Source organism: Allobosea sp. Root670, from assembly GCF_001429415.1.
Lineage (GTDB): Bacteria > Pseudomonadota > Alphaproteobacteria > Rhizobiales > Beijerinckiaceae > Allobosea > Allobosea robiniae.
The window spans coordinates 178,005-204,253 of record NZ_LMJU01000016.1; the positions used below are offsets into that span (position 1 = coordinate 178,005).

Sequence of the window (26,249 nt, forward strand, 5' to 3'; positions counted from 1 at the left end):
CCTGGTTGAGTTGGTACACAGCTCGGACGGCTCACGCCGCCGACATCATTCCGGCGCGCGGAGCCGCGATCTGGGCGAGCGCCGCCCGGTGCAGATCGGAATTGGCCGCCGCGAGGCAGTGGCCACTCGAATGCAGGGTCAGCGGCGCGCCGTCCCAGTCGGAGATGACGCCGCCGGCATTAGCGATGACCGGGACATGGGCGAGCACGTCATGCGGTGTCGTGAAGCGGTCGATCGCGATATCGATCCCGCCTGAGGCGAGGCGCCCATAGGAGTAGCAGCTCCCGCCATAGACGCACCAATGCACCGACGTGCGCAGCGCCTCGAAAACCGGCAAGGTATCGGGATCGTAGAGCTCGATATTGCTGGTCGAGAGGACGGATTCCGGGAGGAGCTTCCGGCCCGAGGTCGCGACGCGGGTGTCGTTCAAGGTGGTCGGGTAGCCTTCGGCACCGATCCAGCGCTCGCGCGTCATCGGCTGGTCGATGACGCCCAGGATCGGGATGCCCTTGCGGGTGAGCGCGATCAGCGTGCCGAAAACCGGAATGCCGGCGACAAACGCCTTGGTGCCGTCGATCGGGTCGAGCACCCAGACATACTTGGCATCGGTCGCCTGCGCGCCGAATTCCTCGCCCTGAATGCCGTGATCCGGAAAGGCCGCGCCGATGCGGCGGCGCAGTTCCGTCTCGACGCCGCGGTCGATCTCCGTGACCGGGCTGTCGTCGCCCTTGGAAACGAAGGCGTTGTTCCGGCTGGCGGCCTCGCGAATGATCGTGCCGCTCGCGTCGGCCAGACCCTGGGCGAAGGCAATGAAGTTCCTGATGTCGCTAGTCGGCATGACGGACCTGTCCGGGGATCGCAGCACTGCTCTTGAGGGGGCGCCGGTGCTTGCTCAGCGCATATTCGAGGTATTTGAAGCAGCGCGTGATCACGAGCGTGATCGTGAGGTAGATCAGCGCCGCCATGATGAAGACCTCGTAGGGCTGGAAGGTGCTGGCGACGATGGTGTTGGCGACGCCGGTCAATTCCATCAGCGTGATCGTGCTGGCGAGCGAGGTGCCCTTCAACATGCCGATCGCCTGGTTGCTGTAGGCGGGCAGCATCAGCCTGAACGCGATCGGCAGCACGATGAAGCGCTGGACCTGGAAGGCCGACATGCCGCAGGCGCGCGCCGCCTCGACCTCGCCGGCCGGCACGGCCTGGATCGCGCCGCGCAGGATGTTCGTCGTATAGGCGGTGGAATGCAGCGCGCAGGCGAGCAGGGCGCAGACGAAGGGCTGGCGCAGCCAGGGCCAGAGGACGCTCTGGCGGACGAAATCGAACTGCGCGAGCCCGTAATAGACGATGAAGATCTGCACCAGCAGCGGCGTGCCGCGGAAGAAATAGACGAAGGCGTAGATCGGCGTGCGGGCGGCACGGCTGCCATTGGCATAGAGGATGCCGAGCGGCAGCGCGCAGATGAAGCCGATGAGCTCCGTCAGCAGCAGGAGCTTGAGGGTGAGGACGGCGCCTTCCAGCAGGCGCGGCAGGCTCTCGATCATGAGCGACATGTCCATGATCAGACCCTCCGGACGCCGCGGTTCGCGCGGGTCTCCAGCCATTCGATGCCGAGGGAATTGGCGATCGTCAGCAGGAGATAGATGAGCGCCGCCAGCATGTAGAAATGGAATGGGCTGCGCGTCACCGAGGTCGCGATGTAGCTGACGCGCATCAGCTCCTCGAGGCCGACCACCGAGATCAGGGAGGTGTTCTTGATCAGCGAGATCCAGATATTGCCGAGCGCCGGCAGGGCGTAGCGCCACATCAGCGGCAGGCGGATATGGATGAACAGCGTCAGCGGCGACATGCCGAAGGCCTTGGCCGCCTCGATCTGGCCGGGCGGAATGGCGAGAAAGGCGCCGCGGAAGATCTCGGCCGCGTAGCCGCCGAAGACGAGGCTCAGCGCCAGCACGCCGGCGCCGAGCGCCGGCATCTCGAAAGAGGTGTTCGGCCCGCCGATCCAGCGCAGCGCGGCCGACAAGGCGACAGTGCTGCCGAAATAGACGAGCAGGATGATCAGCAGCTCCGGCGTGCCGCGGATGCAGGTGGTGTAAAGGTCGCCCGCCGCGCGCAGAAACCGCGACGAAGAGAGCTTGGCGAGCGCGACGAGGAGCCCGATCACGAGCCCCGCCGCCAAGGCCAGGAACGCGACCTTGAGCGTGACCATCGTTCCCCAGAAGAGCTGGGTTCCCCAGCCCTGAAAGAGGTCTGCCGTCATATTGCGTTCCCGTCAGGGGAGGATGGCGCCGGGCATGGCCGGCACCTGCGGCATCGGACCATGCCCTTGCAGCCGGGGCGGCTCAGTCGGCCCAGACGCTCGGCATGACCGTGAACTTCCAGTATTTCTGGTTGATCGCCTTGAAGGTGCCGTCGGCGAACATGCCCTTCAGCGCTTCGTCGACCTTGGCCAGCAGCTCCGGCTCGTTCTTGCGCAGCCCGACGCCGACGCCCGGCCCGAAATACTTGATGCTTTCCAGCTCGGGGCCGACAAAGGCGAAGTCCTTGCCCTGCTTGTCCTCGAAGAAGCCGGCCATCTTGATCGGTCCGGCCATGATCAGGTCGACCCGGCCCGAGATGAGGTCGAGCAGCAAGGTCTCGTAATTCTCGTAGCGCGAGATCTGCACGCCGGGGAACAGCTCGGTGAAATAGCGGTCATAGGTGCTGGCGCGGATCATGCCCACGACCTTGCCGTCGAGCGCCTTGGGATTTGGCTTCCCATCCGCGGTCACAGGCTCCAGCTTGGAACCCTTCGGGCCGACGAAGCGGCCGGTCGAGGCGCGATAGGGAATGCTGAAATCGATGCTCTTCTGGCGCGCTTCCGTGATCGAAAGGCTGGCGAGGATGAGATCGAACTTGCGGGCCGAGAGGGCCGGTATCAGTCCCTCGAATGCCTGGCAGACGAATTGCAACTCGAAGCCCGCCCGCTTGCCGATCTCGCGGGCGAGGTCGACGTCGAAGCCGGTCAGCTCTCCGCCAGCCGTACGATAGTTGAAGGGCGGGTTGGTGCATTCGGTTCCGACCTTGACCTCGCGGGCGAAGGCGGAGCCGGCCAGCAGCAGCGCTGCGCCGGTCAGTAGGGTGAGTGCCGTCTTCTTCATGGTTCTTCTCCTCACAGAACCCGCTGCAGGAAGCGCCTGCACCGCTCGGACGTCGGATTGCCGAAGATGTTCTCCGGCGTGTCGCGCTCTTCGATCTTCCCCTCGTGAAGGAAGAGCACCTCGTTCGAGACTTCGCGAGCGAAGGCCATTTCATGGGTCACGACGATCATGGTGCGTCCCTCTTCCGCGAGCTGCCGCATGACGCCCAGCACCTCGCCGACCAGTTCGGGATCGAGGGCCGAGGTCGGCTCATCGAAAAGCAGGAGCTTGGGCTCCATCGCCAGCGCACGGGCAATGGCGCAGCGCTGCTGCTGGCCGCCGGAGATATGGGCGGGGTAGTGGAAGCGCTTGTCGAACAGGCCGACCTTGGCGAGCAAGATCTCGGCTCGCTCCTTGGCCTCCGCCTTGGGCACGCCCAGAACCTTGATCGGCGCGATCGTGACATTGTCGAGGACGGTGAGGTGGCTCCAGAGGTTGAAGCTCTGGAAGACCATGCCCATCCGGCTGCGGATGCGGTTGATCTGGCGGGCGTCCAGAGCCGCAGCGCCATTGCCACGGCGCCCGAGGTTCAGCTGCTCGCCTTCGAAGTGGATCGAGCCGGCTTCGGGCGTTTCAAGGAGGTTGATGCAGCGCAGGAAGGTGCTTTTCCCCGAGCCGCTCGCCCCGATCATGCAAATGACGTCGCGTTCGCGGGCTGCCAGGCTGACGCCCTTGAGAACCGGGAAGTCGCCATAGCTCTTGTGGATGCCGTCCGCCGTGAGGACGGTCTTCGCCTCGGGTCGAGACACGTTTTCCCCTCCGCTTGCGCTGGATGACCGGCTTTGTCCGATCGCGATTGGCAGGGACGGTACCGACGGCTAAAAACAGCCTCAAGTACCAATTCTTTCGAGTCGAGCATACCAATCCGGCGACATGCTTGACCGCTCGCGCGACGCGCCGCTCAATCGCCGAGAGCTACCGACCGGACCCGCCCCCCGACCGCGACAGGATATGAACGCGAGCTTCAACTACCCCTTCTGGAACACGATCGCGTTGGCGCCGGACGGGCCGGAGCCGCTCTATGACCAGATCGCCGGGCAAATTCGGGCGCTTGTCGTCGACGGCGCGATCCCCCGCGGCATGCATCTGCCGCCTTCGCGCAAGCTGGCCGACGAGCTCGGCGTCTCCCGCTCGACCATCGTGCTCGCCTATAACCGCTTGAAGAACGAAGGCTACGCGCATGGGCGTACAGGCGCGGGCACCTATATCGAGAAGGATCTGCCCGAAGACATGCACCGCCGGATCGGCGAGCCGTCGCCCGCTCCGCAGCCGCCCCCGCAGCCGCGCGTGTTGGCGGCGCGCGGCTGCGCCCTGATGGGGCTGCCACTGCCGAGCGAGCGCGAGCTCGGCTACGATCTCAGCCCCCTGCTGCCGGCGCTGGACGAGTTGCCGTTCGCGGATATCAGCCGCAGCACCGCCGAGTACTGGGGTTCGGAGCCCTGGCCCCAGTTCAATTTCAGCGAGCGCCTCGGCCTGCCCGCCTTGCGCCAGCAGATCGCGAAATATCTGGGGGAATACGAAGGCGTGCCTTGCCGGCCGGAGCAGATCGCCGTTGTCGCCAGCACGACGCAGGCCTTCATCCTGCTGGCGCAATTGCTGCTCGACCCTGGCGACGGCGTCGTCATCGAGGACCCCGGCTATCCGACGCGGACAGCCGCCATGGTGGCGAACGGCGCCCGCATCCTGCCGCAGCGCGTCGATCTGGAGGGGCTCTGCGTCGACCGCTTCGGGCCGGAAACGCATGATGCCCGCATGGTGATCGCTTCGCCGACCAACCAGTTTCCCTATGGCTCGACCATGTCGATGGAGCGCCGGCTTTCCCTGCTCGCCTGGGCGCGGGCCCGCAACGCCTGGGTGATCGAGTATGATTACAGCAGCCCGATCGGCATCAACCGCCAGCCGCTCGCCTCGCTGCTCTCGCTCGATGCCGACCAGCGCGTGATCTTCATCGGCAATATCAACCGCATCTTCTCGCCCTCGCTGGGCCTGACCTATCTGGTGCTGCCGCCGGACCTGGTCGAGCTGTTCTACCGGGCGAAGCTCGTCTTCTCCTGCTACCTGCCGCCGCCCCTGCAGCAGATGGTGGCCGACATTATGGGCCGCGGCGTTCTCGCCAAGCATGTCCGGCGCATGCGGCTGATCTATCGAGAGCGGGCAACCATCCTGGTCGACGCGCTGCGTCAGGCTCTCAGTGACCGGCTCCTCATCCCTGATGTCACCGCCGGATTGCACCTGACGGCCCACGCGCTGGGGCCGCTGGATGATGCGGCCGTCACCAATGCTGCGCGCCAGCGCGGCATCGATGCGCCTGCCTTGTCGCGCTACCGCTTGCAGGACCGCACGGCGACGGGTTTCGTCTTCGGCTTCGGCAATACCGTGCCGGAACGCATAACTCCGGCGGTGCGGCGCTTTGCCGAGATCATGGCCGCCGCCTAGGGCTTTTTGGAATCGATCGCTACCCGGGGCATCAGCAAGGCCGGGACAGGAGGACGGGATGATCGACACGGACGGATTGGCCAACAGGCTGATCGACGAGCATGACCGGAACGAGCAGTTCCGGCCCTTCGCCGCGGCGAACGGCATCGCCTCGCTCGAGGATTCCTACGCGGTGCAGGAGCGCTATGTCTCGCTGCTGAAGCCGCGCTGCGGCGCTGCCGTCGGCTACAAGATCGGCCTGACCTCGCAGCGCATGCAGACGATGTGCGGCATTCCCCATCCGATCGCGGGCGTTGTACTGGCCGACCGGCTGCATCATTCCGGCGCACGCCTCGCCATCGCCGATTACGGCCGCATGGGTCTCGAATTCGAGATCGCGGTGCGCATGGCCAGCGATCTCCCCGTCGGAGGCCCGGCCTGGACGCAGGAGAGCATCGCCGAGCATGTCGCCGGTGTCTGCGCCGCCATTGAGATCGTCGACGACCGGGCCGCCGATTATGCCGAGCTCGACGTGCTTTCGCTGGTCGCCGACAATTCCTGGAATGGCGGCGTGATCCTGTCGACATTCTGCAGCGACTGGCCGGCGCTGGACGCCGTCTCGGGCACGATCAGCCATAATGGCACGGAGATCGATCGCGGCTATGGTCGCGACGCGCTGGGCCATCCCTTCGCGCCGCTCGCCTGGCTCGCCAATGCGCTGGCGGTGAAGGGGCAGAGCCTGAAGTCCGGCGAGATCGTGATGACCGGCAGCCTCGTCACCACCCGCTTCCCCACCGAAAGCGAAACCTATCGCTTCGAGCTCGAAGGCATCGGCGCCGTCGAGCTCAACGTCACCGCCTGAGTGCCGGAAAGTACGATCATGACGTCTCGCCTCGCTGCCCGGATGAGCCGGGTCAAACCATCGGCCATCCGCGAGCTCCTGCGGCTCGGTGCCGATCCCAATGTGATCTCCTTCGGCGGCGGCTATCCCGACGCCTCGCTGTTCCCGATCGCGGGGCTCGACGAGGTCTTCCGCAAGACGCTGGCCGAGAACGGGCAGGAGGCGCTGCAATACACCGTCTCGAACGGCATGCCGCTGCTGCGCCGACAGATCGCCGAACGCATGACGCGCGACGGCGTGCCCTGCACCACCGACGAGGTGCTGATCCTCCAGGGCGGCCAGCAGGGGCTCGACCTCGTCGCCAAGATGCTGGTCGACAAGGACGACGTCATCGTCGTCGAGGACCCGACCTTCCTCGGCGCGCTGATCGCCTTCAACCCCTGCGAGCCGCGCTATGTCACGGTCGGCATGGACGAGGACGGCATGGATGTCGAAGCGCTCGACGCGGCTCTGAAGGCCAATCCGGGCGCGAAGTTCATCTACACGGTTCCGGATTTCCACAATCCGACCGGCGTCACCATGAGCCTGGCGCGACGCAAGCGGCTGGTCGAGATCGCCAACGCCCATGACATCATCATTCTCGAGGATTCGCCCTATCGCGAGATCCGCTTCGAGGGCGAGCGCATCCCGCCGATCAAGAGCTTCGATACCGAGGGCCGGGTGATCTATCTCGGCAGCTTCTCGAAGATCCTGGCGCCGGGTCTGAGGCTCGGCTGGGCCGTGGCCTCGAGCGAGCTGATCGAGCAGCTCGGCCTGCTCAAGCTCGCGGCGGACACGCAGACGAGCACGCTCAACATGGCGGTCGCCTCGCGCTTCCTGGCGGAATACGACATCGACGCGCATATCGGCACGATCCGCAGCGCCTATCGCCACAAGAAGAACCTGATGCTGGACACGATCCGGCAGAGCTTCCCACAGGAGATCGCCTGCACGGACGCAAGCGGCGGGCTCTTCACCTGGCTGACCTTCCCGGAAGGCTTCGACACGGCCGCCTTCATGCTCGACCATGCGCTGCCGGAGGCCCGTGTCGCCTATGTGCCCGGCGCCACCTTCTTCGCGCTGGACCAGCGGCCGAACCATGCCCGCCTGAGCTACTCGACCCAGACGGACGAGCGGCTCGTCGCCGGCATCACGGCGCTCGGCAATGTCCTGAAGGCCCGCATGGGATCGCGGCTGCGGAGCTGAAGCCGCCCCCTGTCCCCCCGACACCACCAGATCGCCACATCGCGACGATGAGGACTGCACCATGCCCGTGACCATCCATCCCGTTCCGCAAAGCGACCTGACACAGGCCGAGATCGAGCGCTGGCGCGCGATCCCCGTCGCGGTCGCTGTCGATCTCGGCCGCAATCTCAACCAGATCGACCATGCCATCCGCCCCCTGTTGCCGCCCGGTCAGCAGCCGCGCCTGTTCGGGCGCGCGGTGACGGCGTTCTGCGAGGCGCCGGATTTCGGCTCGGTCGTGCGAGCGATGGACGTGATCGGCCCCGGCGACGTCCTGGTCATCGCGGCGGCGGGGCATGCGGAGAGCGCGATGATCGGCGAGATCCTGGGCGGGCATATCCGCCGCAAGGGCGCCGTCGGCCTGGTCTGCGACGGAGCAATCCGTGATGTCGGAACGCTGGCGAGCTGGACGGATTTCTCGGTCTTCACGCGTTCGGTGACGCCACGCGGGCCGTCCTCGGCCGAGCGCGGCGAGATCAACCGGCCGGTGACGATCGGCGGCGCGATCGTCTCGCCCGGCGACCTCCTGATCGGCGACGATGACGGGCTGGTTGCCCTGACGCCCGCGACGATCCGCGCCCGCATCGCCGATGCCGAAGCCCGGCTGGTGCTGGAGGCGAAATGGGAGGACGCTTTGAAAGCCGGGCAGACCGCCGAGGCCGTCTTCGGGTTGAAAGCGCCGTAGGGCAGCCTCGGCCTCGTATTCGAACGCCGTTCCACGAAATCCGCTTGGAGAATCCGGCGCCCGCGTCCATTCGGAAGGAGTGTGTCAGCCTGACGAGGGCGAATGGCCAACCAGTTCAACTATCCCGTCTGGAACCTGATCAGGCTCGAGCGCGACAGTGAGATCCCGCTCTACGAGCAGATATTCGCCCGGTTCCAGACGGGCATCACCGAAGGTGTGATTCCGCGCGAGACGCGCCTGCCCCCCAGCCGCACGCTGGCCAAGGAATTGGCTCTCGCCCGCAACACGGTGGTTCAGGCCTATGACCGCCTGGAGGCGGAAGGCTATGTCCGGCGCGCCCATGGCTCCGGCACTTTCGTCGAGAAGGTGCTTCCCGAGGATCACCAGACGCGGGCGAGGCCCAATCCGTCCGCGCTGTTGCCCGGCAAGACCGCGTTGTCGGAGCGTGCAACGCAGCTCCTCGAAGCTCGCTTGCCGCCCGAGCGCTCCGAGACGCTGGGCCTCAGTCCAGGCGTGCCTGCCCTCGACGAATTTCCCTACGAGATCTTCAGCCGGATCGCGGCCCGGCACTGGCGTTCCCGCGCGATCTCGCAGACGGGCTACGGCGTGGGCCATCCGCGCGCCGGCCTCACCCACCAGATCGCGGCCTATCTCGCGGAAGCACGCGGCCTGGCCTGCGCGCCGGAACAGGTCATCGTCATCGGCAGCACGCTCCAGGCGGCGGCGCTCGTCGCCCATGTCCTGCTCGATGCCGGGGACGTGGTCGCGGTCGAGGATCCTGGCCACCTGACCGAACTTGCCACGTTCGAGCTCAGCGGCGTGCGAATCCACCCTGTGCCGATCGACGAAATGGGGCTCGACGCGGCCGCCCTTCCGACGCAGGCGGACGGAGGAACGCTGCCGAAGCTGGTTGTCGTCTCACCGGTCGAGCAGTTCCCGTACGGATCCTCGATGCCGCCGGCGCGACGCCAGGCTTTGCTTGCCTGGGCGCAAGCTCATGGCGGCTGGGTGCTGGAGGATGATTTCAACAGCGAGATCCGCTGGTTGGGACAGGCGCAGCCGCCGCTCTTCGCCACAGACACGCGAGAGCGCGTCATCTACACCAGCTCCTTCAACCGCGCCTTGGCGCCCGGTTTGAGACTGGCCTATCTCGTCGTGCCGCCGGGCCTTGTCGAGGCCTTCACCCAGGCGCAACGCGTCTTCTCGCTCTATGCGCCGCAGCCGGACCAGGCGCTGGTCGCGGCCTTCATGGCGGAGGGGCATCTGGCGGCGCATCTGCGGCGGATGCGGGCGATCTATCGGGAACGCTCGCTCCTGCTGGCAGACGGGCTGCAGCAGCGCATCGGCGACCGCTTCGTCATACCCTATGTGACGGCGGGACTGCACATGACGGTTCGGCCACGCATCTCGTTCGACGATGTCGCGGCCGCGACGGCGCTTCTGCACCGCGGCTTCGACTGCCCGGCCTTGTCGCGCTATTGCCGCGGGCCTGCACGGCAGGGATTGATCCTCGGCTTCGGCAACACCCTGACCGAAAAGCTGCCGGCCTGTGTCGAGGCGGTGGCCGAGGCGATCGATGCCGCCTGCGACGGGGCCTAACGCCGCGTGACGATGCAGTAGGCGCCCGCCACGGACCCAGCCTGCCGCCCTTTTGTGCGACGTCGGGAACTGGACCCTAGCGAAAGCTCCGAATTGGACCTTGGGGGGCCACGAACCGCCTCACATTCTGCCGTCAGCAGCGGAGCCCTCATGAACGTCGAACGCAGCACCGTCCTGGAGGTCAAGGGTATCCGGAAGAGCTTCGGGGACCTGGCCGTCCTCAAGGGACTGGACCTGACGGCCCGCAGCCATGACGTCGTGACGATGATCGGCGCCAGCGGCTCGGGCAAGAGCACCTTCCTGCGCTGCATCAACTTCCTCGAACTGCCCGATGCCGGCACCATCCGCTTCGAGGGCGAGACGGTCCGGCTGGCGCAGCAAGGCGGCGGCCGGGCCCAGCTCGACCGCAAGCAGATCAACCGGATGCGCAGCCGCATCGGCATGGTGTTCCAGAGCTTCAACCTCTGGACGCACCTGACCGTGCTGGAGAACATCGCGGTGGCACCGATCAAGGTGCTCGGCCTCAGCCGCAAGGAGGCGACAGAGCGCGCCGAGGCCTATCTCGAAAAGGTCGGGCTGATCGAGAAGCGCCACGCCTATCCCGCCCATATCTCCGGCGGGCAGCAGCAGCGCGTCGGCATCGCCCGAGCGCTGGCGATGGAACCGGCGCTGCTGCTCTTCGACGAGCCGACATCGGCGCTCGATCCCGAACTGGTCGGCGAGGTGCTCGCGGTGATGCGCACGCTCGCCGCCGAGGGGCGCACCATGATCATCGTGACGCATGAGATGGGCTTCGCCCGCGAGATCTCCAGCGAGGTGCTGTTCCTGCACCAGGGCGTCGTCGAGGAGCGCGGCCCGCCCGAACAGGTCCTCGGCTATCCGCGCTCCGAGCGCTGCCGCGCCTTCCTGCAACGCGTCCTGTGAACCGAGCCGTCAATTCAAAGGGGAGAACGACATGCTGAAGCCCATACTCGTCGCCGCCGGATTGCTCAGTGCCTTGACGACGGGAGCCGCGGCAAGAGACGTCAAGGTCGGCAGCGAATGCACCTATCCGCCGTTCAATTTCCGCGACGCCAAGGGTGAATTGCAGGGCTTCGACATCGACGTCGCCCGCGAGATCGGCAAGCGCCTGAACGTCAATCTCGTCTTCGTCTGCCAGCAATGGGACGGCATGATCCCGGCGCTGCTCGCCGGCAAGTTCGACCTGATCGTGGCGAGCATGTCGATCACCGACGAGCGCAAGAAGTCGATCGATTTCAGCGTGCCCTACCGCTCCTCCACCGCCCGCTTCGTCGGCGCCAAGACGCTGAACGTCCAGCCGATCGGGGCCGACGGCAAGCCGGACCCTAAGGCGCTCGCCGGCAAGACGGTCGGGCTCCAGCGCTCCTCGACCTATGAGCAGTTCATGACCAAGGAATTCCCCGGCGTGAAGCTCGCGCAATACGACACGGTCGACAACCTGCTGCTCGACCTGCAATCGGGCCGGATCGACCTCGCCTTCGCCGGGCCGATCAAGCTCGACGGCGATTTCCTGCAGAAGCCGCGCGGCGAGAAGTTCCATTTCGTCGGCCCGGAGATCAACAACATCGCCCTGTTCGGTCCCGGCGTCGGCGTGGCGCTCCGCAAGGAAGACAGCGCGCTGCGCGACCAGATCGACGCGGCGCTGAACGCCTCGTTCAAGGACGGCTCCTTCAAGGCGATCAACGATCGCTACTGGTCGTTCAGTGTCCTGCCCTGATCGCGCGACGAGGCAGCGGACCCGAGAGCGGCGGAGGTCGTGACGATGGATGTCCTGATGGGCTGGGGCGGCCAGCTCCTGCACGGCGCGTTGACGACCCTGGAGGTCGCCTTCGCCGCGCTGGCGCTCGGGCTCGTCTGGGGCATTCTCGGCGCGCTCGCCCAGCTCTCCCGCTGGTGGCTGGTCCGGCAGCTCGGCTTCCTGTTCACGCTGATCATGCGCGGCACGCCGGAACTGCTGATCATCCTGATCATCTATTTCGGCGGCTCGGTCACGCTGACCGGGCTCGCCAAGTCGATCGGGATGGCTGCGGGTTTCATCGAGATTCCCGCCTTCGCCGCCGGTGTCTTCGCGCTCAGCCTCGTCTTCGGTGGCTATGCGGCGGAGGTGCTGCGCGGCGCCTTCCTCGCCATCCCGAAAGGCCAGATCGAGGCGGCGGAGGCCTTCGGCTTCTCCTGGTGGGACGCCTTCATGACGGTGCGCCTGCCGCAGATCTGGCGCTTCGCCCTGCCGGGACTCGGCAATAACTGGATCTCGTTGATCAAGGACACCTCGCTCGTCTCGGTCGTCGGGCTGGAGGAGATCATGCGGGTCAGCGGCATGGCGACGGCTGTCACGGGCGAGCCCTTCCGCTTCTACCTGATCGCCGCGATCATCTTCTACGCGCTGACCACCAGCAACGGGCTCATCGTCGCGAAACTGGAACGCCGCGCCAGCCGTGGCGAACGGGAGCTGGCGCGATGAACCCGAGCCTCATGATCGAGAGCCTGCCGGCGCTGCTGGAAGGCACCTGGCTCAGCCTGCAACTCCTGACCGCCGCTCTCGTGCTCGGCATGGCGCTGGCCGTGCCGATGGCGATCGCCCGGCTGGAGGCGCCCGGCCCGGTCCGAGCGGTGATCGCCTTCTACATCTCGTTCTTCAGGGGCACGCCGCTCCTGGTCCAGATCTTCCTCGTCTATTACGGCCTGTCGCAGTTCGACTTCGTCCGCGAGAGCGCGCTCTGGCCCTTCATCCGCGAGCCGTGGTTCTGCGCCGTCCTGACCTTCTCGCTGCATACCGCCGCCTATACGGCGAATATCCTGCGCGGCGCGATCCAGGCGGTGCCGGCCGGCGAGATCGAGGCCGCCCATGCCTGCGGCATGTCCGGCCCGTTGGCCTATCGCGTCATCATCCTGCCGCGCGCCTTCCGGCTCGCCCTGCCGGCCTATGCCAACGAGGTCGTCAGCATGCTCAAGGCGACGTCGCTGGCGAGCACCATCACGCTCATGGAGCTGACGGGCACCGCCAATACAATCGTGGCGCGCACCTTCGCGCCCTACGAGCTCTTCGTGACAGCGGCTGCGATCTACCTCGTCATCGCCGCCATCCTGACCGCAGCCCTGCGAGCCCTCGAATACCGGCTCGCCAGACACCAGCGCGCGCCCGCCAGCACCACGGCGGTGATCGCCGGAGAAGCTCATGTCCAAGCCTGACATCCACGCCTTCGCCGGTTTCGCCGAGCGCCTCGCCGATCGCAGTGGCGCGATCATCCGCGAAGCCATCGCCAAGGGCCGCAGCTTCGACACCAAGGCCGATCACAGCCCGGTCACCGAGATCGACCGCCGAGTCGAGGACAGCCTGCGTCGCGAGATCGCCATCGCCCATCCCGATCACGGCATCCTCGGCGAGGAATACGAATCCATCGGGCTCGACCGTGACTTCGTCTGGATCATCGACCCGATCGACGGCACCAAGGCCTTCATCACGGGCATCCCGACCTTCGGCACGCTGATCGCTCTGGCCTACAAGGGCACGCCGATCCTCGGCGTCATCGACAACCCCGTCACGGCGGAGCGCTGGATCGGCGGCGACGGCCTGCCGACGCGCCGCAATGGCGAGACGGTCCAGACCCGTAAAGGGGCATCGCTGGCCGATGCCATCCTCGGCAACGGCAATCCCGAGCCATTCGACGCCGGCGAGCGTGCCGCCTTCGAGCGCCTGCGCAGCGATACGAAGTGGTGCGTCTATGGCGGCGGCTGCCACGCCTATGGCCGGGTCTCGGACGGCGCGCTCGACATCAGCCTCGATGGCGGGCTCGATCCGTTCGACTACTGCGCGCTGACGCCGATCGTGCGCAATGCCGGCGGCGCGATCACCGATTGGGAAGGCCGCGAGCTCACGATCCATTCCGGCCATCGCTGTGTCGTGGCGAGCGGCAGCCCGACACTGCATGAAGCGGTTCTCGACCGGTTGCGCCGCCATTGATGAACTGGATCGTCCGGAACCGAACTCTCCGGATGTCAGCAAGGGGTCAGCCTTGGCCGCCTGACTGCCGACCTCGCCAGACTGCCCCGAAGCAGACGTTCCAGACGTCGGCTACGGGTCAAGAGCGGACAGGGGGCCGGCCCGCTCGCGCGGCGCCGGGCCTTTTTCGTTTCAGCTTCTTGCTGGCCTCCATCCCGCGCGTTCGGCGTCCTCGGCCGTGCAGAACCAGCGCTCGCCGTGTTGCGGGCTGATATTGGTCTCGAGATAACGGCGTTGGCCGGGGACGTGGTAGATGCGTTCCCCCGTATTGATGCTGATGTTTCCCTTGACCTGGCAGGAAGGGGAAAGCCTGGCCCAGACGGCGTCTGACGCAGTCAAGCCACTCAGGCCGGCGAATCCCACTGCCGCCGCGATCCCGGCCATCGGAATCTTCATCGGATAGCACCCCGGTTCCCACAGCATCGATCCGGACGCATGCGTTTGCGCGTATGATGCAGCCACCGCGTAATTATCCAGTTTTCGGGGTGCGCTGCATTTGAGCTTCCTTGGCCCGGTCAGTGCTTGATTTTGGCTTGGCTCGATCGCTGACGCGGTGATGGGCACTTCGCCGCCGCTGGGCCGATCAAGTGGCAACGCGCCTCTCGCGCATCTACTTATGATGGCAGAGCTGTATCAGGCAGCCGCCGGCAGAACCCGCCCTGTGACCGCCAGATATCGATCACTGGAGTGCATCACCGCAACGACGATAGAAGTTCCGTCATCGCAAACGATATGCAGCCGATCCTGCAGCAATGCCGGGTCGAGTGCGGATGTGTCGCAGAGAAGATGGCCTGCGCGGGTATCGTCGTAGTCACTGCCAAATTGGAAGGTTGCGCCCATTGCGCAGGACCAAAGAGCCTTTTCCGGTATGCATGACAGGTCTCCGCCTAGGCGGCGTCAATGCGCGCCGCCAGCGGTCATTTCCAAAAGCGGATGGAGACAACTGCAGCGCCGAGCATGCTCCCTCCACATGGCTTGTCTATGTCTTTTGAGTGGCCGCCACTCATTGTAGCCTCGGAACTCCGGCTAGCGGGCTTTTTCGCGAGTTGTGTCCGCAATGGGTCGGAAGCGGACAGTGCGAGCTATGCCGCAATGAACCCATCTACGGTGGTGACGCACGCGCCGCCGACTTGAACTTGCCCCTGAGCATCGACCGTGACGCTGATCTTGCCGTCGCGACCGACGCGCCGACCCTGTTCAGCTTTGTAGTTTACGCCGCTCGCAGGAAGCAGCCCCCGGCTCGCGCGGAAAACGGCGACGCTGCCATTGCCGCTCCCGCACACGGGGTCTTCACTGACCCCGCATGACGGGGCAAAGGTACGGACTTCAATGTCCGGCGTGCTATCTGATCGCCCAGCGAACACGGTGATTCCGGTCGCGCCCTTTCGTTTTTCGAACTGAGCCGAGCGGATCAAATCGGGTTCCAGGCCCAGCACGGCGTCCACGCTGGCTAGTTGTGCGACGATCCAGACGGCCCCGACATTGATAATCGCAGGCGTAGCATCGCGCATAATCGGATGTCGCAGGATCGCTTCGACCTCGTCGATCTCTTCGCCGGTCAAAGAGGTAAGTGTCGCTGGTGGCAGCGAGAGGGTCAAAATCCGGTCAGGACCATCGCCATTCACCGCAACGTCCACCAATCCAACACCGCATTCCTGAATGAGCTTTCCATCCTTCGGCGTCGCAATGCCCGCTTCAAGCACAGCATGAGCACTCCCCAATGTCGGATGCCCGGCGAAAGGCATCTCCGCGCTCGGGTTGAAAATTCGCAGCAGATAGCTCGCATTCGGATTGGTCGGCGGCAGGACGAATGTGGTTTCGGAGAGGTTCGTCCAACTGGCGATGGCCTGCATCTCAGCGTCGGTCAGCCCCGAACCATCGAGCACAACAGCCACGGGATTGCCCAAAAGCGGCTTTGCCGAAAACGCATCGACGACTTTGAAAGCGCGAGACATGTCTTTCTCCATTCCGATCCTGTCGGCTCAACTATGCGAAGCGTCGCTACGAGCAAAGCTCGTCCATCACAAGTGGGCATGCCTTCACGTCAGCTTTGGGTCGATTGCTGACGTTCGCCGAGACCCGCCGGCTCGATCTCAATGCCCAAATCCGGGCACTCCTGATCACTTACCCTACCGACCCAAACTTCAAAGCCGTCGTCGAAGGACGGCGCTTACTAGCCTGTCGTCCACTGGTCATAAACTCGCCCTTAACCTTAATCGGTCAGTTCGTTGGGCTAGTTAGTGGCTTCGCGCGGGCTGTACCTGCTGCGGCGCGAGGGTGGCAGACCATGCGGCTGATCGTCGGCACAATAATCGTCTTCGTCTGCGTCTTCGGAAGCTACGCGGCGATGGGCGGCCACCTTGAGGTGCTTTGGCAGCCGTTCGAGTTTGTCATCATCCTCGGTGCAGCGATTGGTGCCTTCGTCATCGGCAACCCTGCGCCGGTGCTCAAGGCTGTGCCCGCCATGCTCGGCACGCTCATGAAGGGTCCCCAGTACAAGCAGGAATGCTACGTCGAACTGCTCGGGATGCAGTATTCCTTGTACAAGTTTGTAAAGCAGAAGGGCATGCTCGCTGTCGAGGAGCACATCGAAAATCCGAGCGAGTCGACGTTGTTCAATGCCTTCCCGACTTTTGCAGCGAACCATCATGCGGTTGAGTTCGTCTGCGACTACATGCGAATGCTGACGATGGGTGCCAACAACGTCCACGAGATCGACGCTCTCATGGACGAGGAACTGGAGACGCACCATCAGGAGCAGGAGCGTATGGTTGCGGCAATGCAGTCGCTTGCCGACGGTACACCGGCGCTCGGCATCGTCGCCGCCGTGCTCGGCGTGATCAAGACGATGGGGGCGATCACCGAGCCGCCGGAGGTGCTGGGACATCTGATCGGCGGCGCGCTCGTAGGCACTTTCTTCGGTGTCTTCGTCGCCTACGGCTTCTTCGGGCCCATGGCGCAGTCGCTCAAGGGCACGTTCGAGGCGGAATCCAAATACTTTCTTTCACTCAAGGCGGGTCTCCTCGCGCATATCGGCGGCCAGCCGCCGGTGATGGCGGTAGAATTTGCCCGCAAGGCTCTGATGAGCGACGTCCGCCCAACGTTCAACGAAGTGGAAGCGGCAACCGCCGGCCTCCCCGCCTAGATCTGATCCAATCTCCGGCAGAGACTCGATGACTAAGCCCACCCAGCCGACGATTATCGTCAAGAAGGTCAAGAAGGCCGCTCATGCGCACCACGGCGGGGCTTGGAAGATCGCCTATGCGGACTTCGTAACCGCCATGATGGCGTTCTTTCTGCTGATGTGGCTGATCAGCATGACGACGCAAGAGCAGAAGATCGGCTTGGCGGAATACTTTGCGCCGGCATCTGTGAGTCCGACGACCAGCGGCTCTGGTGGCGTCCTGATGGGCAGTGCCCTGGACAAGTCAGGCAACAGGCCCTCAGTGCCCCGCGACGCGGCGAGGGGGACTTCCGGGCAGGACGACAAAGCGCGCCCGACCAGCTCGGGCCGCGCCAGCGACCGCGAGGCCAGCCGCCCGGCCGCCGACATGCAGGCCAACTACAGCGCCGTAGCCAGCCTGCGGCAGGCGCTCCAGAAAATGCCCGAAATTTCCGAGTTGTCGCGCAACATCGTGATCGAGCCGACCAAGGAGGGCTTGAACGTTTCCCTTGTGGACGAGTACGGCCGCTCCATGTTCCCCGAGGGCTCGGTCCGGCCCTACGAGCGCACCCGTCTCGTGCTGGAGGCGCTCGCGCCCACCCTGCGCCGGCTGCCCAACCAACTGTCTGTCGCCGGCCACACGTCCGCCGCGCGCCCGGGTTCGGTGCAGGCCACCGATTCCTGGGCCCTCACCGCCGGGCGCGCACTCGCCGTGCGCGAGATCCTGTCGGGAGCCGGGCTTCCCAGCAACCGCTTCGCTTCCGTGGTGGGACACGCCGACACCGAGCCGCTCTTCATCGACGATGCTTACAGCCCGTCTAACCGACGCGTTACGATCACGCTCCTCAATGCGGAGCCACCGCTACCCCCGGGAACCTTTCCCTGACGGCAAGGCGCGTCGATCGCCTCAGTGACCGTTTGAGATTGAGTTCAGTGGCTGGCCTGCAAACGGGGACCATCGCGACGCGGATCAAGGCCTCGGAAACGTCGATGTACTGCGCGAAGCTACGGGCAGGGCGCCGCTAGCAATCATCGACGCGACGCTCGAAAAGGGCTTCGAGGTCAGTGATGCGAGCCTGAAACAGGGGGCGCTTCATGAGGCTTGCAGGCTCGCATCCATCGTTCAACGTTCAGAGCGACTTAGCCATTTTAGTCGGAAAAAATGCAATCATTAGCCGTCGTCGCCAATCACGGAGAAGATTGGCATGTTGCGCTAGGAAGCCGACACACATTCCCGGAGATGTCGGTACGAAGCTTCGCATGACGCCGTGATCACTGGGCGTTGCGCTTGGTGACATCACGGATCGCCGTCAGGCCGGACAGGGCCTCGGGCGACTTGTTGGCCTTGTACAGCGCCTCGAAGATGTGCGCGGCATCGTCGTAGCGGCCGAGATTGTAATAGGACCATCCGCGCATCAGCATCAGGTCGGTCGTCTCGGGCGCCAGGCGGCGGCGCTGCGACAGGGTGATGAGCGCGCCGTTGTAATCCTTGGCATCATACTGGGCATAGAATTGTTCGGCGAGGAGCAGCGTGGACAGCTCCTTGCGGCGCGCCGGCGGCAGGTTGGCGGCGCTGGCCGCGACGGTCGCTTCGGCCGTCAGCCCCTGCTGCATCTTGGCATAAGCCACGCCTGCGGCGGCATCGGAGGCGATCTGCGCATTGCCGCCGCGCCGTGCGGCTTCGAAAGCCTGCGCTGCTGCGACCGGCCGCTTGAGATTGAGGAGACACCAGCCGCGCTGCAAGGCGGCGGCGCCTGAGCTGCCACCTCCGCAATTGCCACCGGTCGCGCGGGAAGCGTCCGACCGTCTCGCCGGCTCCGGAGCCGCGTCGTGTGCGATCGGCTCGTCGGGGCCGGACCTGACGATGGGTGTTGGTCGGCGATGGGCCGATTCCGCCGCCGGCATCTGACGTGTTTGGCGCTCATGCTCGGCTGTCGGGGCCGAGCGCGGGCGCCGGGGATTGAGGATGTCCGCGATCCTCTGCGAGCGGCTGCCCCATTCGGCAACGAGCGTGCGCAAGCCAGCCTGGTCGCGCAGGCGTTCGCGGACAAGGGCCAGCCCGTAAGCCGCCGGCTCATTGCCACGATCCCAGGAGAGCGCCGTCTCGAACCAGGTTCCCGCCGGGCTGATCTGCCCGGCGTTGTAGGCATACCAGCCGAGCGCTCCGGCGCCGGCGGCGTATTTGTCCTGCCCCACGGTTTTCACGATGCGCTCGATCACGGCGCGGTCCAGGCGTGGCGGAGGCTCCTGGGTGAGCAGGGCGGTGATGGCATCGAGATAGGCCTTGCGATTGGCCGCGCCGGCTTCGAGCCACTGAGCGCCGAGCGTTTCGGCCTCCTGATACTTCTTGGTGTCGCCCAATGCGAGCACCGCTCCCTCGGCCGCCTTGGCCCCGCCGTTGCGCGCGAGCGCCGTCTGGAACCAAGTCGCGGCCTTGGCCGGCTCGTCATGGTGGAGCGTGTAGAAGCCTAGCAGGATGGCGTCATCGGGCGTCGAGGCCGCATTGGCTAGGGCTTCGATGCGCTGGATTTCCGCGGGCGTCGCCTTCTGCGTCGGATCGTCGGCGGCCTTGCCGATATGGCGTCGTGCCATCTCGTCGCGGATGCTCGCGAACTCGTTCTGCTGTTCCTGCGACAGCAAGGCTTCGACGAGATTTTCCGGTAGGGTGGCGAGCGCCTTCTGCATCGTGCCGGTGCGCTCGGCCGGTTTGGTGCAATTGGTCAGGACATAGGCATAGGCGTCGCGCGCACGCTCGGGCTTACCGGTCTGGACGAAGGCCTCGGCGACGCGCCAGAGCGCATCGACACTGGCGCAGGTCAGCATGGCCGGGGTCTCGGTGCCCAGACGGATGACCTGTTCCCATTGCCGGGCGTTCGACGCGTTGACGAGGCGCTGACGTGCCTCGGCGGTGTCGAGCTGGGCTGTTAGGTCGGCCGGAGCGCGCCAGTTCGGATCGGTGCTGCCCCGCTGGGCGATCGCGGCACGGACCTCGCCATATTTGCCTTCGGCGAAGAGCCGCCACATCCGCTCTAGCTCAGGATCGCCGGCCTGTCCCTTCCCTTGCGAGCTCAGGTCCGTCGGCGGCTTCCAATCCGGATAGAGCGCCCTGAGCCGCGCGAGCTCGGCCTCGTAGCGGCGGGTGTCGCCCTGCCCCGCGAAATAGCGCAGCGCGGTCTCGTCGACCTTCGGCGCAGCGGGTTGGGCGGCGGCGGGGCGGTCCGGGGCCTTGGCTTGCGCGACATCGTTCGGTGCCGGCACAGCCTCGGCCGGCGCCTGCGGAGGCTGTTGTTGCGCCAGTGCCGGCTGGATCACGGGCTGCACGGCTTCACGCGAGGCGATGTCATGGCCGTAGCGGCCCAGCGTGTAAAAGGCGAGACCCGAGACGGCGACGGCGATCAAAATGGATTTCACAGACATTGCGGATACCTCTCGCCAAGCATCGAGAGGGAGAGGAGATGCAGCGTCGACGGGTAATAGGCGGTAGGCTGGAAGGCCTTGAGCTCGGCGGGAATCGGCGTGCCGTCGAGTGCGCAGGCGAGCGACGCGGAGAGGATGCGGTAGCCTGCGTCCGGCAAGGGCTCGACCGGCTTGCCACTGGCGACATCGACGACCGCCGTGCCGCCAGCCCAGGCCTGTCGGAACGGCGCGAGCCGCGCCTTGTCGCCCAGCCCTGCGCGCAGCAGGTAGAGCGGGATGCGGATGGCGTTGTAGCCGAACTGGGCCGGAAAGCCCTCCGCCGGCCGAGGCTCGGCCTTGACCGAGAGCCATTCCGGCGCCGGCATCTTCCGCTTGGCGAGATCGTCCAGCAGCTTCAGACCGCTGGTCTGGACCTGCATCCAGCGCGGGTCCCCGGTCAGCTTCGCCAAGGTCGGGAAGGCCTCGAAGATCCAGTAGGACGGATTGATCACCGGCCCGTCGGCGCGGTCCTTCTCCGAGAAGCCGACAGCGCCCGGCATGAGCCAGGTCTGTCCGGCGTGCTGGCGCAGCGCGACCTTTGCGAGGGATGTCGCGATCTGGCGTGCGGCGGCGCTGTGGGCCGGCATGTTCCAGCGCGTGCCTGCGCAAGCGAGGGCATCGGCGATCAACAGGTCGCCGTCGCTGGCATTGTTGATATCGGTGACGTGCGGGCTCGCCTTCGGGTCCCAGCGCCAGGCTGCGAGTCCGTCATCGCGGATCAGAAGCTCGGTCCGGGTGAAGGCGAAGATGCTGGCGAAGGTCGTGCGATCATCGGCCAGGCAGGCCAGCAGCAGGCCGTAGCCCTGGCTCTCGCTATGGCTGATGCCGCCGTTGAGATCGTCGACGACCCGCCCTTCCGCAGTGACGAATTTCTGTCGGTAGAGCGCCCAGGCATCCGCAGGCACGGCTGCGCGCACGCCCGGCGCCAGACCGAGGAAGGTCGCCATCATCGCTGCCAGCGTCCATCTCATGATCGCCGACCCAACCGCCCGAGCATCAGGGAGGTTCCAATGCCGAGCCCGATGCAGGCGATCAGCAGCGCCAGCGCGTAGATGCCGATATTGCTGGACATCCAGTTGGCGAAGACGAGCCGCATATTCGCGAGGCTGAAGGGCCGCGTCATGACGAAGGAGGTGCTGTCGGCGGAAATGACATGCGCGTCCTGGGCGCCGCGGAAAGCGGTGATCCGGCCGGCCATGCCCGCCCAGTTGCCCGGCGTGACGATCCGGTTGACGGCGCTCTGCAGGGTTTCATCGCGGCGGGCGATGAAAGCGGTCCAGACCTGCCGCGTCTCGGGATCGGCGGCCTGAGCCGCGATCAGCTCCGTCCCTTCCGCCGGCTCGTAGAGCGAGGCCGCGCGCGATGGCGCGCGCAATTGCGCGAAGGAGAGATCGAAGGTGTGCTGGAGCCATTGGTCGAAGCCGATGAAATAGCGCGCCAGCGGGCCGCCGAGCGAGCCGCGCCAGCGATCGCGGACCGCTTCGGTGGTCGGAGCCACGCCGCCGGAGGCCTCGGGCGTGGCCTCCCGGCCCTGCAGGCGGTTGATGACGGCGTCGAAGACGGCCGCACCCTCGGCATCCGGCGTCACCACCACGGCATCGGCACGCTGTGGCCAGGTGGCGCGGACATTGTCGGCGACGCCGACCCGGGGCAATAGGCCGGCCGGCATCTGGCCGGCGGCGCCGACGATCAGCGCCGGCCTGTCGCCCACGGCCGCTGTCCCGGCGAGAAGATCGATGGCAAGCGGGCGGCTGGCATTGCGGGCGATGCGCGCAAGCAGCGTCGCTGCCGCGCTGAGATTGGCATTGTCCTGACGGCCCATGACCAGCGCGACGCGGGAGGCGACCGAATACGGGAAGCCGGTGCCGGCGATGGCCCCGAGATTGGGGCTGACGCCGATCTTCGCAAAGTTCGGGATCGACAGGACGGTGGTGTCGAACAGGGCGAAGCGGCTCTTGCCGGCCAGGGTCGCGCCGGGGCCGCAGGTGAGATCGGACTTGGCCAGCGTCACCGCCTCGAACCAGATCTCGTTGATCCCCGGCCGGAAATGCCGCAGCGGGATCGTGATCGGGAACTGCTGGAGCAACCCGCCCGTCGCCGCATTGAGCGGCACGGTTGCCGCGACGTTGCCGTTGACGAAGACCTCGATATGGCTCTCGCCCGGCAGGACCTCCTGTGAATAGGCGCCGTCGAGATAGAGCGTCGCCTCGCCATAGGCATTGGCGTAGAAATCGCCGGGCATCGCGACGATGGCGCGCACGCGCATGCGCCGGCCGGTCGATTCCTGGGTGGGAATGCCGAGCTCGGAGAAGCGGATCGCCTCCTTGTCGGAGATGAAGGGCGCGTCCGGCACGTGCCAGCTCGCGGTATCCATGGTCTTGCGGTTGATATTGGCCGGCCGGGCGACAGGCGCGGTCAGGAACTTGGCGATGAGGGTTTCAAGATCGGGCCAGCCTTCGCCGGTGACGAGCAGGAGATCGGCGCCTTTCTGCGGATTCGGGACGAAGCCGACGAAGCTGCGGCCACCCGCATCGGCCGGTAATGCGCCGAGCAGCGCGCGCATCTCCTCGCTCGTGCCGAGCGCGACGGTCAGCGTGCCCGGCCGGATGCGGGCGGGCAGTTGCTCGGTTACGCTGACCGTGACCTGCCCATAGCGGCCGCGCAATGCCAGCGCCTGGGCGACGGCAAGGATGCTGTTCGCGGCGCTCGCGCGCGCCGCGCCGGGCGCGACGATGGCGATCGTCGTCAGCCCGTTTTCGTCGGCGCCGACAGCGGGCAGATCGTCGAGACTCCGCAGGGCGAAGGATCGGGTGTTCGCATTCCTGAAAGCCAGCCGCGTGCCGGCGCCATCGATACGCGTCCAGAGTTCATAGGTCGAGCCGACTGTGCAATCGATGCGATGGCGTTGCACGGCCTCGAAGCTGATCGTGTTCTGTCCGGTCCGGAGCAGGCCCTTGCGCAATGCGATGGAGCTGCGCTTCAGGCGGTCGGAGGAGGCGATCGGCATTTCGCTGACGCGTTCGCCATTGATGCGCACCGTCAATCGCGAGGCTTCCGGCATCACCACGAGGGCGTTCTGAAAGGCAATGTCGAGGTTCAGATCGGCTGTCGCCTCGTCCTGCGTCAGGTAGAACCCCCAACTGCGGACATCGCTCTCGCCTTCCAGCGTGACGCGCCCCGCCGGCAGCAGCGGCTTGAACAGCAGCGAGGCTGGCGTCGGGCTGGTCTCATGTACCGGAACCGGAGCCGGCTTCGCGGAAGGCGCAGGGCTCGTCGGAGCCGGGGACGGCGCGGGCGGCGCGATCATGAAGGGTGCCGGGCCGGGCTGGACGACCGGAGATTCCTGTGCCGGGAGCGGCGAGCCGACAAGGAGCGCGCAGGATGTGAGCGCGGCGAGATGGGCCTGGAACCGGAGGCGCTTCATTCCGCCGCTCCCGGCCGGGTGGTCGAGCGGGACAGGCGGTAGAGACCGAAGAGATAGGACAATCCTCGGCTCGTCTGGAAAATGGCGAGCCGCAGGAAGCGTAGCGTCCCGTAGATGACGCCGGGATTGTGGCGCCGCGCCTTCTGAAACCGGCTCCAGTTCTCGGCATCGGAAAAGGCGAGGTCGGCGATGATGCGGTTATGCACCGGCTCCGCCGGCTCGTAGCTGCAGCCCAGCAGTAATCCCTTGTCGTCGGGCGCGAGGCGGCGGACGCGCACAGGCAGGGCGCCCCGGGGCATGTCGATCGTGGTCTCGACGGTAATCTCCCCGGTCGAACCGACCGGAAGTTTATCGAATTCCTTCGACATGACGCGGACGGCGATACCGTCGACGGAGACGTTTTCGGTGACGATCCGGGCCTTGCGTCCGTCGATGGTAATCTCACCCCGACGCTTCACGGCGAAGCGCCGCGCGCCGCGACCCTCCGGCCGCTCCGAGACCACGCCAAGCGCGCAGCCGGCCATCAACAGGTTCAGAATGTTCCACAGCCCGACGACCAACGTGATGTCTGCATTGTAGGGCTCGGTGAGCATGCGCCAGTAGGTGGCGACGACACCGAGCGAGAGCACCGCGAAGATGATGAAAAACGGCCGGCCAAGCTCCGACACTTGCCGGGTCTCCAGAGACTCGTTCTTGGCGGTGACCTTGAAGGTCGGCTTGGTCGGATTGATGAGCACCGAGACCACGGCCGGCAGCAGGTAGACCGACTGGATGAACTCGTAGAGCTCCGAAATCCACGGCCAGCGATAGCGACCATAGAGGTAGTTCTGCATCATCAGGTTCACCACCATGTAGCTCAGCACATAGGCGATGAATTCCGCGCCGGAGGCGGTGAAGATCTCCAGGCCGAAGAACAGGTAGAACAGGGGCGCGACCAGGAAGGTCAGCCGCGCGAAGGGGAAGAGCCAGAACAGCGCCGAAGAGGAGTAGCAGAGCCGCTGCGGCAGCGAGAGGCCGCGCTTGAACATCGGACGGTGGAACATGAGAATCTGCATCATGCCCTGCGCCCAGCGCGAGCGCTGGCCGATGAAACTGGTGAAGGTCGCCGGCTGAAGCCCGGCGATCAACGGCTTGTCGACATAGACGCTGTGCCAGCCGGTGGCGTGCAGCGTGATCGCCGTTTCCGCATCTTCGGTGATGCTGCGTCCGGAGAAGCCGTTGGTGGTTTCCAGTGCCGTGCGCCGGAGGACGGCGGCCGAGCCGCAGAAGAACGAGGCGTCCCATTTGTCGAGACCGCGCTGGATGATGCCGTAGAACATCTCGTTCTCGGACGGCATCGAGCGGAATGTCTGGAGATTGCGCTCCAGCGGGTCCGGATTGATGAAGAAATGCGGGGTCTGGACCAGGAAAAGCTTCGGGTCCTGCCCGAAATAGCCGATCGTCTCGGTCAGGAAGCTGCGTGCAGGGGCATGGTCGGCGTCGAAGACGACAATCAGCTCGCCTTGCGAGTTGGCGATGCCGTTATTGAGATTGCCGGCCTTGGCGCTGAGATTGCGCTCGCGCGTGAGATAGGTGACGCCGAGCCCTTCGCAGAGCTTCGTCAGCGTCGCGCGGCGCTCGCGGGCGGCGCTGGCCGCGGCGAAATCGTCGGCGTTGCATTTCTCGTCGGTGCCGCCGTCGTCGAGCAGGAAGATGTTTAGGCGCCCCGCGGGATAATCCATCGCCAGCGCAGCCGCGAGCGTCGTCGCGAGCATCTCGGGCTCTTCGTTGTAGGTCGGCACGAAGACGTCGACCGTCGGTGCGTTGGCGAGGTCGATCGGCGGCGTCTTGCGCTTCGGCAGCGGCATCGCCACGACGAAGAGGCTGAGGCCCAGCATGCCGATATTGTAGAGCTCGGCGAGGTAGACGATCAGCCCCGGGATGAAATCCTCGAGCTGGTTGACCGGCGGCAAGGTGCTGGTCGTGCGCCAGTAGACGTAGCGCAGCACGATCGCGGTGCCCAAGCCGAGCGCGATCAGGCGCCAGACGCCATAAGGCCGCAGGAACTTCAGGACCATCATCGCGCCGACCACGATCGCCCCGGCAATCAGATGCGCCTGCAGGCTGATCGGCAGGGTGATCAGCGCGATAACGACCATCGCGATGACGGCCCAGAAGATGACGTAGCTCGCAGTTCGCATCGGGC

23 protein-coding genes are annotated in these 26,249 nt (G+C 65.7%); 12 read left to right on the forward strand and 11 right to left on the reverse strand.

Features of this window, described 5'->3' with window-relative positions:
• Window positions 1-31 precede the first annotated feature (31 nt).
• The 5 genes from ASE61_RS16275 to ASE61_RS16295 form a co-directional block, all read right to left on the reverse strand.
• Window positions 32-838 (reverse strand): inositol monophosphatase family protein, encoded by an 807-nt coding sequence (locus ASE61_RS16275; protein ID WP_061968612.1) that lies wholly within the window; start codon window positions 836-838, stop codon window positions 32-34.
• Window positions 828-1,556, reverse strand: coding sequence for an ABC transporter permease (locus ASE61_RS16280; RefSeq protein ID WP_061968614.1), 729 nt, complete (start codon window positions 1,554-1,556; stop codon window positions 828-830). Before ASE61_RS16280 ends, ASE61_RS16275 begins: the two co-directional genes overlap by 11 nt.
• Window positions 1,557-1,558: 2 nt before the next feature.
• On the reverse strand, window positions 1,559-2,257 hold the full coding sequence (locus ASE61_RS16285; RefSeq protein ID WP_061968616.1) for an ABC transporter permease: 699 nt from the start codon (window positions 2,255-2,257) through the stop codon (window positions 1,559-1,561).
• Window positions 2,258-2,339: 82 nt separating this feature from the next.
• Window positions 2,340-3,137 carry a transporter substrate-binding domain-containing protein gene (locus ASE61_RS16290; RefSeq protein ID WP_061968618.1) on the reverse strand — a complete coding sequence of 266 codons (798 nt, stop codon included), beginning with the start codon at window positions 3,135-3,137 and terminating at the stop codon, window positions 2,340-2,342.
• 11 nt (window positions 3,138-3,148) lie between these two features.
• Complete coding sequence (locus ASE61_RS16295; protein ID WP_061968620.1) at window positions 3,149-3,925, reverse strand: ABC transporter ATP-binding protein; 777 nt, start codon at window positions 3,923-3,925, stop codon at window positions 3,149-3,151.
• 202 nt (window positions 3,926-4,127) lie between these two features.
• Between ASE61_RS16295 and ASE61_RS16300 the strand changes: the two genes are divergently transcribed.
• From ASE61_RS16300 to ASE61_RS16345, 10 genes are all read left to right on the forward strand, one after another.
• Window positions 4,128-5,612 carry a PLP-dependent aminotransferase family protein gene (locus tag ASE61_RS16300; protein WP_061968622.1) on the forward strand — a complete coding sequence of 495 codons (1,485 nt, stop codon included), beginning with the start codon at window positions 4,128-4,130 and terminating at the stop codon, window positions 5,610-5,612.
• 58 nt (window positions 5,613-5,670) lie between these two features.
• A complete protein-coding gene (locus ASE61_RS16305) occupies window positions 5,671-6,453 on the forward strand; it encodes a 2-keto-4-pentenoate hydratase (protein WP_061968623.1) in 783 nt (260 codons plus the stop codon).
• A gap of 18 nt (window positions 6,454-6,471) precedes the next feature.
• Window positions 6,472-7,677 (forward strand): PLP-dependent aminotransferase family protein, encoded by a 1,206-nt coding sequence (locus tag ASE61_RS16310; RefSeq protein ID WP_061968625.1) that lies wholly within the window; start codon window positions 6,472-6,474, stop codon window positions 7,675-7,677.
• Window positions 7,678-7,738: 61 nt separating this feature from the next.
• The gene (locus ASE61_RS16315; RefSeq protein WP_061968626.1) at window positions 7,739-8,401 is read left to right on the forward strand and encodes an RraA family protein; all 663 of its coding nucleotides are present in this window, start codon (window positions 7,739-7,741) and stop codon (window positions 8,399-8,401) included.
• 102 nt (window positions 8,402-8,503) lie between these two features.
• Window positions 8,504-10,000, forward strand: a complete 1,497-nt coding sequence (locus ASE61_RS16320) for a PLP-dependent aminotransferase family protein (protein ID WP_061968628.1) — start codon at window positions 8,504-8,506, stop codon at window positions 9,998-10,000.
• A gap of 150 nt (window positions 10,001-10,150) precedes the next feature.
• On the forward strand, window positions 10,151-10,924 hold the full coding sequence (locus tag ASE61_RS16325; RefSeq protein WP_061968629.1) for an ABC transporter ATP-binding protein: 774 nt from the start codon (window positions 10,151-10,153) through the stop codon (window positions 10,922-10,924).
• A gap of 31 nt (window positions 10,925-10,955) precedes the next feature.
• Window positions 10,956-11,738, forward strand: coding sequence for a transporter substrate-binding domain-containing protein (locus tag ASE61_RS16330; protein ID WP_061968631.1), 783 nt, complete (start codon window positions 10,956-10,958; stop codon window positions 11,736-11,738).
• 45 nt (window positions 11,739-11,783) lie between these two features.
• Window positions 11,784-12,482 carry an ABC transporter permease gene (locus ASE61_RS16335; protein WP_061968632.1) on the forward strand — a complete coding sequence of 233 codons (699 nt, stop codon included), beginning with the start codon at window positions 11,784-11,786 and terminating at the stop codon, window positions 12,480-12,482.
• Window positions 12,479-13,210, forward strand: a complete 732-nt coding sequence (locus tag ASE61_RS16340) for an ABC transporter permease (protein ID WP_061968634.1) — start codon at window positions 12,479-12,481, stop codon at window positions 13,208-13,210. The genes ASE61_RS16335 and ASE61_RS16340 overlap by 4 nt, the downstream gene beginning before the upstream one ends.
• Window positions 13,197-13,982 carry an inositol monophosphatase family protein gene (locus ASE61_RS16345; protein ID WP_061968636.1) on the forward strand — a complete coding sequence of 262 codons (786 nt, stop codon included), beginning with the start codon at window positions 13,197-13,199 and terminating at the stop codon, window positions 13,980-13,982. The genes ASE61_RS16340 and ASE61_RS16345 overlap by 14 nt, the downstream gene beginning before the upstream one ends.
• 171 nt (window positions 13,983-14,153) lie before the next feature.
• Here ASE61_RS16345 and ASE61_RS16350 read toward each other — a convergent pair whose 3' ends face one another.
• Window positions 14,154-14,585 carry a hypothetical protein gene (locus ASE61_RS16350; protein WP_413813540.1) on the reverse strand — a complete coding sequence of 144 codons (432 nt, stop codon included), beginning with the start codon at window positions 14,583-14,585 and terminating at the stop codon, window positions 14,154-14,156.
• Window positions 14,586-15,103: 518 nt separating this feature from the next.
• Window positions 15,104-15,976 carry a PhzF family phenazine biosynthesis protein gene (locus tag ASE61_RS16360; RefSeq protein WP_061969135.1) on the reverse strand — a complete coding sequence of 291 codons (873 nt, stop codon included), beginning with the start codon at window positions 15,974-15,976 and terminating at the stop codon, window positions 15,104-15,106.
• Window positions 15,977-16,308: 332 nt separating this feature from the next.
• Between ASE61_RS16360 and motA the strand changes: the two genes are divergently transcribed.
• Window positions 16,309-17,166, forward strand: coding sequence for a flagellar motor stator protein MotA (gene motA, locus ASE61_RS16365; RefSeq protein WP_061968642.1), 858 nt, complete (start codon window positions 16,309-16,311; stop codon window positions 17,164-17,166).
• Between the two features lie 28 nt (window positions 17,167-17,194).
• Window positions 17,195-18,070, forward strand: a complete 876-nt coding sequence (locus ASE61_RS16370) for a flagellar motor protein MotB (RefSeq protein ID WP_061968643.1) — start codon at window positions 17,195-17,197, stop codon at window positions 18,068-18,070.
• Window positions 18,071-18,456: 386 nt separating this feature from the next.
• On the opposite strand, the gene ASE61_RS16375 is transcribed toward ASE61_RS16370, so the two are convergent.
• From ASE61_RS16375 to bcsA, 4 genes are read right to left on the reverse strand one after another with little or no spacing between them, the layout of a single operon-like run.
• Window positions 18,457-20,601: a tetratricopeptide repeat protein gene (locus tag ASE61_RS16375; RefSeq protein WP_082617477.1), complete on the reverse strand. Its 2,145-nt coding sequence runs from the start codon at window positions 20,599-20,601 to the stop codon at window positions 18,457-18,459.
• On the reverse strand, window positions 20,592-21,611 hold the full coding sequence (locus tag ASE61_RS16380) for a glycosyl hydrolase family 8 (protein ID WP_061968647.1): 1,020 nt from the start codon (window positions 21,609-21,611) through the stop codon (window positions 20,592-20,594). The genes ASE61_RS16375 and ASE61_RS16380 overlap by 10 nt, the downstream gene beginning before the upstream one ends.
• A complete protein-coding gene (locus tag ASE61_RS16385) occupies window positions 21,608-24,064 on the reverse strand; it encodes a cellulose biosynthesis cyclic di-GMP-binding regulatory protein BcsB (protein ID WP_061968648.1) in 2,457 nt (818 codons plus the stop codon). Before ASE61_RS16385 ends, ASE61_RS16380 begins: the two co-directional genes overlap by 4 nt.
• Window positions 24,061-26,244: a UDP-forming cellulose synthase catalytic subunit gene (gene bcsA / locus ASE61_RS16390; RefSeq protein ID WP_061968650.1), complete on the reverse strand. Its 2,184-nt coding sequence runs from the start codon at window positions 26,242-26,244 to the stop codon at window positions 24,061-24,063. Before bcsA ends, ASE61_RS16385 begins: the two co-directional genes overlap by 4 nt.
• Window positions 26,245-26,249: the final 5 nt, after the last annotated feature.

Coding starts and splice junctions, on each gene's coding strand:
- ASE61_RS16310 (WP_061968625.1), top strand. CDS start 6,472: ATGACGTCTCGCCTCGCTGCCCGGATGAGCCGGGTCAAACCATCGGCC.
- ASE61_RS16380 (WP_061968647.1), bottom strand. CDS start 21,611: ATGAGATGGACGCTGGCAGCGATGATGGCGACCTTCCTCGGTCTGGCG.
- ASE61_RS16305 (WP_061968623.1), top strand. CDS start 5,671: ATGATCGACACGGACGGATTGGCCAACAGGCTGATCGACGAGCATGAC.
- ASE61_RS16385 (WP_061968648.1), bottom strand. CDS start 24,064: ATGAAGCGCCTCCGGTTCCAGGCCCATCTCGCCGCGCTCACATCCTGC.
- ASE61_RS16280 (WP_061968614.1), bottom strand. CDS start 1,556: ATGGACATGTCGCTCATGATCGAGAGCCTGCCGCGCCTGCTGGAAGGC.
- ASE61_RS16300 (WP_061968622.1), top strand. CDS start 4,128: ATGAACGCGAGCTTCAACTACCCCTTCTGGAACACGATCGCGTTGGCG.
- ASE61_RS16320 (WP_061968628.1), top strand. CDS start 8,504: ATGGCCAACCAGTTCAACTATCCCGTCTGGAACCTGATCAGGCTCGAG.
- ASE61_RS16370 (WP_061968643.1), top strand. CDS start 17,195: ATGACTAAGCCCACCCAGCCGACGATTATCGTCAAGAAGGTCAAGAAG.
- ASE61_RS16340 (WP_061968634.1), top strand. CDS start 12,479: ATGAACCCGAGCCTCATGATCGAGAGCCTGCCGGCGCTGCTGGAAGGC.
- ASE61_RS16330 (WP_061968631.1), top strand. CDS start 10,956: ATGCTGAAGCCCATACTCGTCGCCGCCGGATTGCTCAGTGCCTTGACG.
- ASE61_RS16315 (WP_061968626.1), top strand. CDS start 7,739: ATGCCCGTGACCATCCATCCCGTTCCGCAAAGCGACCTGACACAGGCC.
- ASE61_RS16335 (WP_061968632.1), top strand. CDS start 11,784: ATGGATGTCCTGATGGGCTGGGGCGGCCAGCTCCTGCACGGCGCGTTG.
- motA (WP_061968642.1), top strand. CDS start 16,309: ATGCGGCTGATCGTCGGCACAATAATCGTCTTCGTCTGCGTCTTCGGA.
- ASE61_RS16360 (WP_061969135.1), bottom strand. CDS start 15,976: ATGTCTCGCGCTTTCAAAGTCGTCGATGCGTTTTCGGCAAAGCCGCTT.
- ASE61_RS16285 (WP_061968616.1), bottom strand. CDS start 2,257: ATGACGGCAGACCTCTTTCAGGGCTGGGGAACCCAGCTCTTCTGGGGA.
- ASE61_RS16375 (WP_082617477.1), bottom strand. CDS start 20,601: ATGTCTGTGAAATCCATTTTGATCGCCGTCGCCGTCTCGGGTCTCGCC.
- bcsA (WP_061968650.1), bottom strand. CDS start 26,244: ATGCGAACTGCGAGCTACGTCATCTTCTGGGCCGTCATCGCGATGGTC.
- ASE61_RS16325 (WP_061968629.1), top strand. CDS start 10,151: ATGAACGTCGAACGCAGCACCGTCCTGGAGGTCAAGGGTATCCGGAAG.
- ASE61_RS16275 (WP_061968612.1), bottom strand. CDS start 838: ATGCCGACTAGCGACATCAGGAACTTCATTGCCTTCGCCCAGGGTCTG.
- ASE61_RS16290 (WP_061968618.1), bottom strand. CDS start 3,137: ATGAAGAAGACGGCACTCACCCTACTGACCGGCGCAGCGCTGCTGCTG.
- ASE61_RS16345 (WP_061968636.1), top strand. CDS start 13,197: ATGTCCAAGCCTGACATCCACGCCTTCGCCGGTTTCGCCGAGCGCCTC.